Below are 13,924 nucleotides of genomic sequence, written 5' to 3'. Positions count from 1 at the left end.
AAATTCTTCCTAAATAATTTATATGAAGAAAGTATTTTTTATTGCTGCATGTTTCTGCACACTGTGGTCTGCTCATGCGCAGGTCCCGTATCAGGCGGTGCCGGAAGGTTTCGGTGCAACAACAACGGGCGGTGGAAGCACCGCACCGGTAATTGTCTCCGATTTTGCCTCACTGCGTACAAATTTAACGGCGGCCGGACCGCGTGTTATCCTGGTTTCAGGAGTAATAAACATTCCTGCGAACCAACAGATCAGTGCGGTGATTTCGAACAAATCGCTGATCGGTTTACCGGGTGCGAAACTTGTAAATGAAAATCTGCCAGGTTCCGGTATCCTCAATTTAAGAAGTGGGTCCAATAATGTCATTATCCGAAACCTTATTTTTGTAGGTCCGGGAGCGTATGACAATAATGGGCAGGATAATCTCACCAATGCCGGAACCAATATATGGATTGATCATTGTGAATTTCAGGACGGACAGGACGGAAATCTGGATAATGTAGGACAAGCTGATAATGTCACCATTTCTTGGTCTAAATTTACTTATCTAAAAGCACCAATACTCGGCGGTTCTGGCGGCAGCGATGACCATAGGTTTTCGAACCTTGTCGGTTCAAATGCTTCCGACAGACCTACAGACGGGCGTTTCAGCATTACTTACCAAAGTAATTACTGGGCGGAGGGAACGCGCGAAAGGATGCCGCGTGCGCGCAATGCAGAACTGCATATCCTGAATTCCTACTACTACACCAGCGTTCCCGGCTCAGTGGCGATTGGCCTTGGCGGTGGCTCAAGCGGCTCTTCAGTTTACGTGGAAAATACGCATTTCGCGAGGGTTTCCAGCTATTTTAAAAATTACATTTCCACCGATGGGGGTTCTATCGCAATCAAATTTGCAAACAGTTTGACAGGTACTACGGCGATTCCAACCTCGATGGACATAGGTACAGTAAGCGCGCCTGCCTACTCATACTCAGTAATTCCGATGACCGATGTAGCTAAATATGTAGCCGATACCAGTTGCGGTGCCGGTGCGACGCTTCAGGTGAGTACGCAGGGCATCATCACGCCTTCGCCATGTTCTTTCATGGGAACAGCGAATGTGGCTGCGAAAACCGTAAAACTTTATCCCGTTCCGGTGAAGGATGTTTTACATATTGAGGTTCCCGGTTTAAAAAGCGGTGAATCCTCAATTGAGATTTATTCGGCGGACGGCCGTAAGGTATATTCCGCGCCGTCACCTTCTGTTTCGGCTAACCGGTTGACGGTAAATGTGGGGCATCTTGCGAAAGGATCCTACTTCGGAAGGCTGCAGCAGGGCGGCCAGACGTACCCGTTAAATTTTACGAAAAATTAAATCAATTTTAAATTAAATCAACAGCGTATCCAATAGCGGGTACGCTTTTTTTGTTTTTAAAGACAGCTATTAGATAAATTTACACTAATTGCAATCGATTATTTAATTAATATGACGAATTTCTATGTTTGCGAGGCTTTTTTTTTGGTAAAATACCACTGAATCTCCGGCATTTCGACATTATTACAGGTTCTGCATTTATTAATACAAGCGGAGGCACTATCTCCGTTATAGGCAAACTTTTGAAATTCCTTTGGAAACGGATATTTTTTAAGCTAAACCTATTCGTTTTATGTTGTTGCTCAAATAATTATATAAAATATTTCAGTAAATCAAGACGGTATTGAAATTGTTGTTATATTTGTGTAATCGATTGTATTAAATTAAAACAAACAAAACAACGCATTAAAATTTCGCATCATGAAAAAAAAATTACTAATTGCTTTCACGGCCGTTTTGGCAATGTTCTCAGCGAAAGCACAGACTACGACATGGGATTTCAGTAATGATTCGGCTAACTGGCCGCTAAACTCAGGAATCGGTACAAGTCCTATCGTTAAACAGGGATTGGGGATGTATCCGATCTCCACAAATTCCAATTTCGGCGCTGTTACCAATTCGTCGCAAGTGACGTTCTCTGACGGGTACGTAGCTACCGGAAACCGTCTTCAAACCAACGGTGGAGGTAGTGCTGCCGCCGGAACATATAAGCCGACACAACGCTACTTTTTTGTTCAGGTGAGCGGGGCTGCTACGGTAAAATTATGGTACAAGAGCGGAAGTGGCGGCGCGGTGCGTTCAGCTTTCGTAAGTGACGGTAATACTGTTCTTTATGGTTCCGCAGCTACAAGCCCATCGGCATCCCCGGCGGATACAGCGATTCTTACAGCAAACGTCCCTGCAGGTACTTTCTACATTTATACAGATGCAGCCATCAATTTCTATAAAATAGAGGTAACAGGAGCAACTGTAACGACGACTTTAAACTCTAACACGCTTTCAACGACGGGTAATGCCGCTGCAAAAGTATCAGCAAATGTATTTTCAGATCACGGAAATGTGTATGTTTCGAATGTTTCCGGTGATACTAAAGTAAACGTATATACCGCAAACGGACAGCTTGTAAAATCTTTAAACACTAAATCTGATGTAAATTTCGCTTTGCAAACAGGCGTTTACATGGTAAATTTACAAACAGACAAAGGCGTAAAATCACAGAAAGTTCTGGTAAAATAACATTCACTTTTTGACTTAACAAAGGCAGCATTTTTTTAATGTTGCTTTTTTTTTGCTTAAAACTATTTGAAATATCAACGGTTCTGACTGTAGTCAACATCCATTATACCGATAATTTCCTGTCCTGCAAAAATCATGATAGTAGTCATTTTCAGCAGTTTCTTTCCTGTAAACGCAAAACACACTTGCTACAATCTTTCCGGTCTACCGGAAAGTTCTATGAACGGGTGTAACAGCCTTACCGCTCTCCGGAAAACCCTTAGCACACGTGTAAGGACTTTTCCGGTAGTCCGGATAAACAAAAGCACGGGTACAGGAAGCTTTCCGGAATTGGAGCAGCGCCGCCGCAGTTTTCCTGAAATAAGTGGCATCAGGACGCAACACTTACTTATAAAACCAAAAAAACCTTCCCTAAAAGAGGAAGGCTAAAAAATAAATTAATCCTTAAAAACTTACTTTTTGATGATCTTTTTGGTTACAGTTCCGCTCTGTGTGGTAATCTTCACAATATACATTCCGGTACCCAATCCGCGTACATCGATCGATTTCACGTTTCCGTTTGCTGTTTTTACCAGACTTCCGGTTGTGCTGAAAATGCTTACGTTCCTCACGTTTTCATCTGTCCTGATAAACACGTTTTCGGTCACAGGATTTGGATATACCAGAAGTTGCGTATTCACGTCTATGCCCTCAGTACCCAGTACCACATCGTCGTAAACAGTCTTCATGTAATAGAGGTTCGTGGTGTCACCTTTAAGGATTTGGTTGGTGCCAGCCGGTACATTAAGAATCGTGATCACTCCGTTGGCGCCCGCAGGAACGGTATAATTGGTTCCGTTCAGTTTTATTTTGCCTGCGAAAGTAGGATCGAACACAAGGGTAAGTGTAGATTTCTTTGCTGCAGAGAAACTGATGGTTGTCGCGGTTTCAATCTTGAGTCGTTTCGTCAGCGTGTTGCCATCATACGTGTTTGATCCGTCCGTGGAATTCATGTTCCCGGAAATGGAATAGAATGAACTGACCTTACCGTCCGTTGTGAAATTATGGATGAACGTGCTTTCCGCGGAAGCTTCACCAAGCGTAACAATTCCTGTACCTGAGACCGGTGTTCCAGTACTTCCGGATGTAGTAACGGTGAAGGTTACGTCAGCTGTCGGAGTGCCGGTGACCGTTACGGTTTTTGCGGTAATGTTTTTAGCGTAAGTAAGGCCAGAAGCCGGTAAACCTTCCACTACAACGTCATTGGCTGTTCCACCCCACGTGTATACCATATTTTGGATTGGTGTTCCTGCAGGTACGGTCTGGTCGTTGTTTTCCGGTATAATCAATGTCTGGGAGCTTACTACAACCGGCGTTTCGCCCTGCACATAAACCAGGCTGCTGGTGTAGTTGTTCAGCATATCTCTGAGGCCGGTGTTCACATCGTAAGAAGTGTCGTCGGCGGGAGTAAATGTCCATTTCATATCGCCGCCATCCACTCTGCCGGCATGCAGCATTACCTTTGATTTGGCAGTTTCGGGGTCATCAATGATGAGATCTTTTATGTAATGTGCCGCATCGGTATCGAAGTTATTGTAAGCTGTACCACCTTTTTTAGCCTTAATAGATGCGCTCACCACTTCGCCTCTTGTTGCAGCAACATACGCATCGAACTCTACGGGATAATTCACCGCGTCGTAAGCCACAAATCGGTTTTGGCCGCTCATGCTGTTGTTAAAGGCTTTTATTACACCACCGTTTTCGCTCGAAAATGTACCGGGACCAGAAAATATGTCGGAACCCTGCATCGAAATCAACATCGGATACTTTGTATTTCTGAAAAAGTTCCCTTCAAGAAACAGTGAGGAGCCCATCGTAGCGCCTGCACCGTATTTCGAATTCCCGTCGAAATAGTTGTTGTAGACATGCGCCGAGTAATAGCGGACTCTGGGATGGCGAGAATCTGAATGGTCGTACCAGTTATGATGATAAGTTGCAAAAAGTCCGGCTGCCATGCCTTCGCTTAAGCCTAAAAGATTTGCTTTTCCGCTGTCCCAAAAATGGTTGTAAGATAAGGTTACGTAAGTAGATTTTTTCACGTCCATCGCTCCGTCTCCTTTGGCCTGGTCTGCGTCACCACCAGCTTTGCCATAGAAAAGGTCGTTGTTGTGAACCCAGATATGATCATTGCCCTGCTGCAAACCAATGTTATCGCCTTCAGATGCGTCAGTAAGCATGAAACCCAGATTTCTGACCTCCACATTAGAAGCGTTTTTAATTCTGAGTCCCCAGCCGTTCGCGTAGGCATCTTCACCCACACCTTCGAATGTGATCGAACTGGAGACAAGATTATTGTTTTCGATGACAATATCTCCACCGAGCAGGTAGCTCGGGTCAGTGATATTCCCGATGAGTCGTACCGCTAATGGCCGGTTGTCTTTTCCTTTTTTAAGGCCGTCGAGAATAGTTTGAAGGCCCACGCAAGGATTCGTAGTAGCACCCGTAACGTTGAGTGTTACTGTATTCTTGGTGTTTTGTGTGATATAGATAACGACCGCGTTATCTTTCAGAGTACCATCCATATTATAAGCTCCGGGCACTCTTCCTCCCTGGTGTGCAAAACCGTTTCGGTCGTGAGGCAGAACATCGATGGGACCGGAAACTGCAGGATCGCCTTCTGTGCCTGAAGTTACCGGTACAACCTTTACGGTATAAGTTCCCGCTGCAAGACCTAAAACATCTGCCCTGAAATACGTTCCGTAGCTTCTGATGAGTTGAGTATCAATCTTTTTGTCTGTAATTCCTGCACCCGAATAGTAGACATTATAGCTCTCGGCGCCCACTACGGGTTCCCATTTTACGTAGGCACTTTCCAGAGAGCCTTTTTGCTGGGTAATGTTGAAAGTCTGCGCATTCAGAAGTGTGATGCTAAACACCCAACTCAAAATAAATAAAAATTTGTTCATACTTCGATCAATTTGTTGAGATTTGTATTTTATGTAATGGATTACACAAAGTTATTTGAATTAATTACATACGCAACATTATTCTTCATATTTCGCTATCTTTTTTCGAAAGGTCCTGTTAACAATAGCTGAGGCTTATTCTTAGTATTGATTTCTTAAAAACAGATAGGTTTTTAAGAAAAATTTAATCCCTAATTTCATCAATATAGACGCATTGCGACTGCGTTAATCTGATAAATTATCATATATTTGTGTAATCGATTGCTTATTTTATTGGTGTGATTTCGAGTAAGAAATAAGCAGATATTTGCGGTTTATGAAGCGTTTTTGCATAACTTTTTTGATGATATATTTTTCTCTGGTTTGTGCGCAGTTGCCCAGAGACAGCACATTTACCAATTATTCCGAGCTTCAGAAAGTACGCAAGAAATACCCCGAAGCTCAGTTAACTGTGCCAGCTGTCAAATCTTCAGTTTCACTAGCCGAAAATGTCATATACACCAGTTTTCCCGGGCGCAAACTTCACCTTGATGCATACATTCATGAATCAATTGGTAAAAAACCGGCCGTGATCCTCATACATGGAGGCGGCTGGAAATCTGGAAATAAAGAAATGATGAAACCACTCGCAATGGCAGTTGCCAATAAGGGTTTCAACTGTTTTGCAGTGGAGTATCGCTTATCATCCGAAGCAAAATATCCGGCAGCAATTGATGATGTGCTAAATGCAATTCGTTTCCTGAAAGAGAATGCTGATAGATTTAATATCGATCCCAAAAAGATAGTGGTGTTAGGAACGTCTTCGGGTGGACAGATGGCGTCGTTAATCGGGACAAAATACGCTGGACAAATTGCAGCGGTCATTAATATTGATGGAATTCTGGCATTCAATCATCCCGATTCCGAAGAAGGCAGTGCCGCAGTAGCCTGGCTGGGCGGAACCTTGGCAGAAAAAGCTGAAATTTGGACAGAGGCTTCACCTTTAACTCATGGTAGTCAAAAATCTGCACCGACCCTGTTCATCGCCAGTCAGCACAAACGCTTTCAGGCTGGCAGGCAGGATTTGATAAAGATGCTCGATAAGTATTCAATATATTCACAGACGCAAATAATAGATAATTCACCGCATACTTTCTGGATGTTTGACCCATGGTTTGATCCAGTAGTCGGTTATATAACGCGTTTTCTTAATCAGCAATTTAATGCTCAAAAAATTCAGTCTAAATGAAAATTATTATGAAATTAGTACCGAAGATTTTCGCGGTTTCCACGCTGGCGCTTCTTGTAAACTGTACTACAACGGAGAACGCCGCTGCTGGACAGAGTGTAAAGACTTACGCTGAACTTTCAGTGAAGGAAGGCGGACAGTGGAACGGAAAGAAATACGAAGGCGGTACATTCAGGAATGTAAATGAACTTACGCTGCCCTCCACGCATACAGACCATTCTTACTACATCCGCTACGAAGGTCCGGGCTGGGAAAGCAATAAAGTGGGCTACAGGCTGTACCTTGACTGGCGAAACGCGATTGATATTTTTGGGAAACTGACCGAAGATAGGGTTCTGCAGGATGTGGGACAGGACGGTTTTGATTCTTATCACAACATGAGTGATTGGGGTGCGGATATCCTGAAAGTCGGCAAAGGACTTGGTATCGGTTCCATTGGACGGATTGTAAATAATGAATTGCTTCATTTCAACAAAGTTAAAAATACCTCGGCCCGGGTTCAAAATTCAACTTCCAACTCAAAAGTTTTTGTTGATTATAAGGGGTGGGAAACGAACGGTGAAACCACTGACCTAAGCTCAGAACTTACTATTTTCCCGAATCAGCGCTACACCAGGCACACTATTCAAAGCAGCGAGGCAATGACCGGCATTGTGACCGGCATTGTGAATCTTTATAAGCTCCCGGCCGTTAAAAAAACAAGCACGAACGGTAAATGGGGATATGTAGCGACATTCGGTAAGCAAACTTTGTTCAATGATAACCTTGGGATGGCTGTTTTCTACAGGACAGACGATGTAAATAAGGTTTTTGAGGGGGCGACAGATCATTTGGTTGAGTTTAAACCTACCACAAAGAAAATTACGTTCTACTTTCTCGGCGCTTGGGAAAAAGAGATTAACGGAATTAAGACTGAGGCAGATTTCATGAAATATTTGGATGAAAATCTGAATAAATTAAACCAAACCAACGAATTAAATTAAGCTGATGATTTCTAACAGAATAAAAATGCTCGCTGCAGCAATCTTCGGAACTCTTGTGCTCACAGGCTGCAAAACTGTTTCAACGGCGGGGATGGAGGTGCCGTCGGACAAAAAATGGTCGGAAAGGATGGCGCTGACATTAATGAAAAAGTATCCGGAAGCCTATATGCTCGACGATAAAACTGCACCGAAATGGGATTATGTACATGGCCTGGTGATGATTGGCTTTGAAGAACTTTACAGAAAAACCAACAATTCGGAATATGCGGATTACGTTAAAGGCTACGCTGATGCAACCATCGATGCTAACGGTAAGATCCCAAGCTACAAATTCGAGAACTACAATATCGACATGATAGTGGCCGGTCATCCTCTGTTCGATTTATACGACAAAACAAAGGACGAGCGGTATCTCACGGCCATGAAAACCCTGCGTTCGCAACTCGAAACACAGCCCAGGACTTCTGAAGGCGGTTTCTGGCACAAGAAAATTTACCCGAACCAAATGTGGCTGGACGGCCTTTTCATGGGCTCGCCCTACTATGCACGTTACAATACGAGATTCGAGAATGGCGACAAATTAAATGATGTTGCGCTTCAGTTCGAACTGGTTCAGAAAAATATGGTCGATCCCAAAACAGGTTTGCTATATCATGGATGGGACGAAAGCCGGGAAATGCCGTGGGCGGATAAAACCACCGGAAATTCACCAAACTTTTGGTCAAGGTCGCTTGGCTGGTACGCGATGGCTTTGGTAGATGTTCTCGATTATTTTCCGAAAGATCATCCAAAAAGACCACAGCTCATTTCTTATCTGAACAGGCTTGCCAAAGCGGTGACTAAGTATCAGGATGCGTCCGGACTGTGGTTTCAGGTGACCGATCAGGGGAACAGGGATGGCAATTACCTCGAAGCTTCCGGTTCGTCTATGTTTGCCTATGCTTTCGCGAAAGGTGCCAACAAAGGCTATCTATCCACTGAATACAATGCAGTGGCAAATAAAGCGTTCGATGGATTGGTCAAAAACCTCATCACTGTTTCACCCGAAGGTTATGTCACGCTTACACACGTGTGCGCGGTTGCCGGATTAGGCGGAAAACCTTACCGTGACGGTTCTTTTGAGTATTATGTAAATGAGAAAAAAAAGGATAACGACCCGAAAGGTACAGGCCCTTTTATTCTTGCGGCACTTCAGCTAAACAGATAATAAAATGAAAAGGCGGCTGGTATTTTTAGTTTTGCTTATTTGCAGCGTAAATATTTCGCTGGCCCAAACGCCTGAAAAGCAGTGGAGCAAAATCGCGTTTTCGAAAGATGAAGCTTTTTTGCGGTCAGCTGATGCCCTTAGGATTGCACAAAACATCCTGGTGTACCAAAAGAGCAATGGTGGCTGGGGAAAGAATATCGCCGTGCAAAATGTGCTTTCTGAAGCAGAAAAGAAAAGAATTACAGCGTCGAAAGATGAGCTGAAAGTCACTACAATTGATAATAATGCAACCGTTCAGGAACTTACGTTTCTGTCGAACGTATACCGTTTTCACAAAAAGCCGGAATTTCGTGAAGCATTTCTGCGCGGTATCGGGTTTTTGCTTGAAGCTCAATACGAAAACGGCGGCTGGCCACAGTTTTATCCCATTCAGAATAATTATAGTTCCCACATCACGTATAACGACGATGCGATGGCGCGCGTCCTTTTCCTGTTCAAAACTATATTAAATGAAGGTGAAAGATTTCCGGTCGCAATTCCGGCGGAAATTTTACGAAAAATCAAATTATCTTTTTGGAAAGGCATCGATGTCATTCTTAAAACCCAATACCGGCAAAACGGAAAGTTGACCGTTTGGGGCGCTCAGCACGACGAATATAACCTGCTTCCTACAAAAGCGCGCGCTTATGAGCTTCCGTCACTCAGCGGAAAAGAATCTGCCACACTTGTCTTGTTGCTGATGTCGCTCGATAAACCTTCAAAACAGGTAATATCCGCCGTGGAAAATGCGGTAGCATGGTTTGGACAAAACCAGCTTAAAGGATTTAAAGAAATAGAAGTTTCAAATGATAAGAAACTAGTCGCTGATCCTGCTGCGGCGCCAATGTGGGGCAGATTCTATACACTGGACACCAACGAGATATTTATGACCGGCCGCGATGGCGAGATGAAACATTCCTATGCAGAAATTGAAGCCGAACGCCGCAACGGATATGCGTGGTACACTAATGAACCCGCAAAAGTTTTAAAAAAATATGACACGTGGAAGAAAAAGTATGTTAAAATCATTCCGGACAAATGCCAATACACAATCTCTAAGGACGGTTTAGGTGATTTCGAAACTATTCAGGATGCAATCAATCATTTAAAATCTTTTCCCGATCAACAGATCACCCTATACGTAAAGAACGGAAAATATGAGGAAAAAGTCCGGATCCACCACTGGAACAGCAATATAAAGATCGTAGGTGAAGATCGCGACAAAACCATCGTTAGTTTTAATGATCATTTTACTCAAATAAACAAAGGCCGAAACAGTACGTTTTTCACGCCTACATTAAGCATTGAATCCAACGATATCATCCTTGAAAATCTTACAGTCGAGAATACAGCCGGAGAAGTAGGGCAGGCTGTGGCACTGAGTATTACCTCAAACCGGGTCGCGCTGGTCAACTGTAAACTGCTCGGCAACCAGGATACGCTTTATCTGGGCGGTGAAGGCAAAATCTACATCAAAGATTCATATATCGAAGGAACTACAGACTATATTTTCGGCGGCGCCACTGCCTATTTCGAAAACTGCACACTTCACAGTAAAAAAAATTCCTATATCGCCGCACCTTCTACACCACAAGGCAGTGCGTACGGATTCGTATTTCATAATTGCACGCTCACGGCCGCTGAGAATGTCACCAAAGTTTATCTCGGAAGACCATGGCGAACTTTTGCAAAAGCCGTATTTTTAAATAGTGAATTGACTGCTGCTGTCGCGCCCGAAGGTTGGCACAACTGGAACAGTGTGGCCGCGGAAGGGCATGCAGTGTTTTCGGAATACAGAAATTCAGGAGCCGGTTTCAAGCCTGTAGCGCGGGTGAATTGGTCGAAACAGCTTTCAAAAAGGCAGGCAGGAAATTACACCAAGCAGAAAGTTTTAAAAACAGAAATTAACAGTAACTGGTATGAAAATCTATAAATTATTACTGTTATCAGCCGTATTGTTGGTCGCGTGTAAAGCGAACATAGGGCGTGGGAAAGTGACCATTCATACAATCGGCGATTCTACGATGGCCAATAAACCCAATCCCGACAAAAACCCGGAAAGAGGCTGGGTGCAGGTTTTAGCACCATATTTTAATGAAAATGTGCAGATTAAAAACTATGCAGTAAACGGCCGCAGCACCAAAAGTTTTCGTGAGCGCGGACACTGGCAGCCGGTTCTGGATGCACTGCAGCCCGGAGATTATGTGTTCATCCAATTCGGGCATAATGATGGCAAAGACACCGATCCGGAACGCTATACCAATCCGCAGACTTCCTACCGCTACAACCTGATTCGGTATATCGAAGAAGCGCGGTCAAAAGGCGCAGTTCCAATTCTTTTCTCATCTATTGCGCGGAGGAAATTCAACAAAGAAGGCGTGCTGCTTGATGCTCATGGGAATTATACGCTGGTCGCGCGACTGGTCGCCTCCGAATTGAAAGTGCCGTTTTTTGATATGCAGTATCTCACAGAAAACCTGGAAATGTCTTACGGTGTGGAAGGATCTAAAAAACTCCATATGCATTTTGCGAAGGGTGAAAACGAATTTTTCCCGGATGGAATTGATGATAACACGCACCTTTCGGTTCTCGGTGCCAATGAAATTGCTAAAATATTCGTCTCTGAGCTGAAGCGCCAGAAACATCCGCTTCAAAAATATCTTAATGAGTAACTATTTACCTTAAATCCGCTCCAGCTCGTCCGCCGAAATCTGCGTCTTGAAAGTGCCGTAATTCACGGTGACTTTCTGGTTTTTCTCGATTTTTTCGATGGTTCCGACGCTCGTACTTCCGGCAATCCGCACTCGTTGCCCGATTTTCAGCCAAACCGCGCGCTCTTTCACCCGCTTGTCTTCGAGTTTTTCGTGGGTTTCGGCAATTTTTTCCTGTACGTTTTCCTTTTTCAGCTGCTGAGTGATTTTGCGTTTTACGATCTGCATTTTCTTGCTTTCGTCCTTGTCAGAACCTAACTTGCGGAATTTTTCCTGTTCCAGAATTTTCACAAAATCTTTCACCACATCCTTTCGCGATTTCCCTTTGACGTAAGCGTCGATAAATCCTTCGATCTTGCCGCCAAACTGCAGTTTGCGGTGTTCCTCTTCGTATAGTTTCTGGAAATTGAAGAGTTTCTGCTGCAGCTGTTCGTTCAGTTTTTCAAGGTTTTCCTTCTTGTTTTGAGTTGATTCTTTCTGTTCGGTAAGGTTGGATTTAAGTTTTTCAACTTCAAATTTTTCCTGCTGAAGCTTCACGATCGTCTTGTCCAAATTTACGATGTCGTGTTCCACCTTTTTCTTGGCGGAATTGATAATGAAATTCGGGATCTTATTTTTTTGAGCCACTTCAAAAGTGAAGGAACTTCCGGCTTGCCCCACTTCAAGTTTGTAGAGTGGTTCCAGCGTTCTTTCGTCGAATAACATCGCGGCGTTCTGAGCATTGGGGAGTTGTTCCACCACCAGTTTGATGTTGGTATAATGCGTGGTGATAATGGCGAAACTTTTCTTTTTGTAGAAATGTTCGAGGAAACTTTCAGCCAACGCGCCACCCAGTTCTGGGTCTGATCCCGTGCCGAATTCGTCGATGAGCAGAAGTGTGTTGTCATCAGCCTCGCGGATGATGTGTGACATCTTCTTGAGTCTCGATGAATACGTAGAAAGATGGTTTTCGATCGATTGATTGTCGCCGATGTCGGTCATGATACGGTCAAAGAAAAACATCTCGGATTTCGGATGAACCGGTACCAAAATCCCGCTCTGAATCATGAGTTGAAGCAATCCTGCCGTTTTTAAAGTAATTGACTTTCCGCCTGCATTCGGCCCCGAAATACACAGAATTCGGTTATGTTCGGTGAGCGTAAAGGTCTGCGGATAGATTTCTTTGTTTTCCGCGCGGTTTCGCAACAGCAGCAGCGGATGGTAGGCATTCACGTACCGCAGTGTTTTGTGATGGTTGATTTTTGGCAAAATGCCACCAATTTTTTGTGCAAATTTTGCTTTCGCGCGCGTAAGGTCGAGATCGAAGATATACGTTTGATAATCTGAGAGTTCAGGCTGAAATTCTGCGATTTCGGCAGTAAGTCTTCTCAGGATTTTGTCCACTTCCTTCTTTTCCTCTTCAAGGTTTTCGCGAAGTTTGAAATGATGCTTCACCACAGATTCCGGTTGGATATAGGTGATTGAGCCGGTTTTTGAAACGCCCAGAATTCGGCCTGGAACCCGTTTTTTGTATCCGGATTTTACGGCTAAAACGCGGATGTCCTCAATGATGCTTTCGCGGATGTCTTCAAGGAAATCGGTGGAAGAGAGCGCAGTCAGTGCTCTGTTAAAATTTTCCAGGATGGTTTTTCGCGCATGGGAGATTTCTGTGCGAAGTATCCTGAGTTCGGTTGACGCTTCGCTTTTTACCTCGCCAAAACGGTTGAAAACCGCATCGATCTTTACCACAATCTCTTTCCTGAAATCTAATTTTTTGACGTCATTGCTTAAGTTCAGGAACAATTCGCCGTAGGTGGGCAGAAATTTCTGGAGTTTACCGATCTGTTCTGTGAGGCTTTTAATCTTGATAAATGAAGCGTTATCGAGCCTGTAATTCTCGATTGCCATCACCTTAAGTTCTGCTTCTATATCTTCGTACTCGCTGAATGGAATCGCGTTATCGCTTTCAAAACTTGAGACAAATTCTGATACTTTATTTAAAGCAATTTCGGCCTCCACAAGTGAGATTGGCCGCAATTCCTCAATTTTCTGGGCAGTTTTGGGTGAGAAAGCGAACGGCGAGATTTCCGCCAGCAGCTCAGGAAACTCGAGTTCCTCTAATTGGTCTTTGGTTATATGCACAGTACAAATTTAATGAGATTTTTGCAGATGAGGTGATGTGGGTTGCTAGTCCGTAATTTAGTAAAGCCGAAGTTTTATTTCGTGGCTTTCGTTGAAA

General features: G+C 43.8%; 10 protein-coding genes. 8 read left to right on the top strand and 2 right to left on the bottom strand.

The window, feature by feature from the left end; genetic code table 11:
* Window positions 1-22 precede the first annotated feature (22 nt).
* The 3 genes from QEP06_RS10680 (at window position 23) to QEP06_RS10670 (ending at window position 3,022) form a co-directional block, all read left to right on the top strand.
* The gene (locus QEP06_RS10680; protein ID WP_285270240.1) at window positions 23-1,357 is read left to right on the top strand and encodes a pectate lyase family protein; all 1,335 of its coding nucleotides are present in this window, start codon (window positions 23-25) and stop codon (window positions 1,355-1,357) included.
* 420 nt (window positions 1,358-1,777) lie between these two features.
* Entirely contained in the window at window positions 1,778-2,593 is an 816-nt protein-coding gene (locus QEP06_RS10675) for a T9SS type A sorting domain-containing protein (protein ID WP_285270239.1), read from the top strand.
* A gap of 135 nt (window positions 2,594-2,728) precedes the next feature.
* Window positions 2,729-3,022: a hypothetical protein gene (locus tag QEP06_RS10670; protein ID WP_285270238.1), complete on the top strand. Its 294-nt coding sequence runs from the start codon at window positions 2,729-2,731 to the stop codon at window positions 3,020-3,022.
* A 23-nt stretch (window positions 3,023-3,045) separates the two neighbouring features.
* Here QEP06_RS10670 and QEP06_RS10665 read toward each other — a convergent pair whose 3' ends face one another.
* On the bottom strand, window positions 3,046-5,538 hold the full coding sequence (locus QEP06_RS10665) for a pectate lyase family protein (RefSeq protein WP_285270237.1): 2,493 nt from the start codon (window positions 5,536-5,538) through the stop codon (window positions 3,046-3,048).
* A 343-nt stretch (window positions 5,539-5,881) separates the two neighbouring features.
* Here QEP06_RS10665 and QEP06_RS10660 point away from each other — a divergent pair, with 343 nt between their 5' ends.
* The 5 genes from QEP06_RS10660 to QEP06_RS10640 are packed head-to-tail and all read left to right on the top strand — an operon-like array spanning window position 5,882 to window position 11,667.
* On the top strand, window positions 5,882-6,766 hold the full coding sequence (locus QEP06_RS10660; RefSeq protein WP_285270236.1) for an alpha/beta hydrolase: 885 nt from the start codon (window positions 5,882-5,884) through the stop codon (window positions 6,764-6,766).
* Window positions 6,767-6,774: 8 nt separating this feature from the next.
* Complete coding sequence (locus QEP06_RS10655; RefSeq protein ID WP_285270235.1) at window positions 6,775-7,749, top strand: DUF4861 family protein; 975 nt, start codon at window positions 6,775-6,777, stop codon at window positions 7,747-7,749.
* A 4-nt stretch (window positions 7,750-7,753) separates the two neighbouring features.
* Window positions 7,754-8,956 carry a glycoside hydrolase family 88/105 protein gene (locus tag QEP06_RS10650; RefSeq protein WP_285270234.1) on the top strand — a complete coding sequence of 401 codons (1,203 nt, stop codon included), beginning with the start codon at window positions 7,754-7,756 and terminating at the stop codon, window positions 8,954-8,956.
* A 4-nt stretch (window positions 8,957-8,960) separates the two neighbouring features.
* Complete coding sequence (gene pelA / locus QEP06_RS10645; protein WP_285270233.1) at window positions 8,961-10,928, top strand: pectate lyase; 1,968 nt, start codon at window positions 8,961-8,963, stop codon at window positions 10,926-10,928.
* Window positions 10,915-11,667 carry a rhamnogalacturonan acetylesterase gene (locus tag QEP06_RS10640; protein WP_285270232.1) on the top strand — a complete coding sequence of 251 codons (753 nt, stop codon included), beginning with the start codon at window positions 10,915-10,917 and terminating at the stop codon, window positions 11,665-11,667. The genes pelA and QEP06_RS10640 overlap by 14 nt, the downstream gene beginning before the upstream one ends.
* A 9-nt stretch (window positions 11,668-11,676) precedes the next feature.
* Here the strand turns inward: QEP06_RS10640 and QEP06_RS10635 are convergent, their stop codons facing one another.
* Window positions 11,677-13,827: an endonuclease MutS2 gene (locus QEP06_RS10635; protein WP_285270231.1), complete on the bottom strand. Its 2,151-nt coding sequence runs from the start codon at window positions 13,825-13,827 to the stop codon at window positions 11,677-11,679.
* Window positions 13,828-13,924 lie beyond the last annotated feature (97 nt).

The sequence above is a fragment of the Kaistella rhinocerotis genome, from assembly GCF_030243905.1.
GTDB lineage: Bacteria > Bacteroidota > Bacteroidia > Flavobacteriales > Weeksellaceae > Kaistella > Kaistella rhinocerotis.
Note: the sequence above shows the minus strand (reverse complement) of the source record. Positions and strands in the feature narration are given on the sequence as shown.

What these genes read in the sequence shown, in the direction of transcription:
- QEP06_RS10680 (WP_285270240.1), top strand. Translation starts at nt 23, where the DNA reads ATGAAGAAAGTATTTTTTATTGCTGCATGTTTCTGCACACTGTGGTCT.
- QEP06_RS10675 (WP_285270239.1), top strand. Translation starts at nt 1,778, where the DNA reads ATGAAAAAAAAATTACTAATTGCTTTCACGGCCGTTTTGGCAATGTTC.
- QEP06_RS10670 (WP_285270238.1), top strand. Translation starts at nt 2,729, where the DNA reads ATGATAGTAGTCATTTTCAGCAGTTTCTTTCCTGTAAACGCAAAACAC.
- QEP06_RS10665 (WP_285270237.1), bottom strand. Translation starts at nt 5,538, where the DNA reads ATGAACAAATTTTTATTTATTTTGAGTTGGGTGTTTAGCATCACACTT.
- QEP06_RS10660 (WP_285270236.1), top strand. Translation starts at nt 5,882, where the DNA reads ATGATATATTTTTCTCTGGTTTGTGCGCAGTTGCCCAGAGACAGCACA.
- QEP06_RS10655 (WP_285270235.1), top strand. Translation starts at nt 6,775, where the DNA reads ATGAAATTAGTACCGAAGATTTTCGCGGTTTCCACGCTGGCGCTTCTT.
- QEP06_RS10650 (WP_285270234.1), top strand. Translation starts at nt 7,754, where the DNA reads ATGATTTCTAACAGAATAAAAATGCTCGCTGCAGCAATCTTCGGAACT.
- pelA (WP_285270233.1), top strand. Translation starts at nt 8,961, where the DNA reads ATGAAAAGGCGGCTGGTATTTTTAGTTTTGCTTATTTGCAGCGTAAAT.
- QEP06_RS10640 (WP_285270232.1), top strand. Translation starts at nt 10,915, where the DNA reads ATGAAAATCTATAAATTATTACTGTTATCAGCCGTATTGTTGGTCGCG.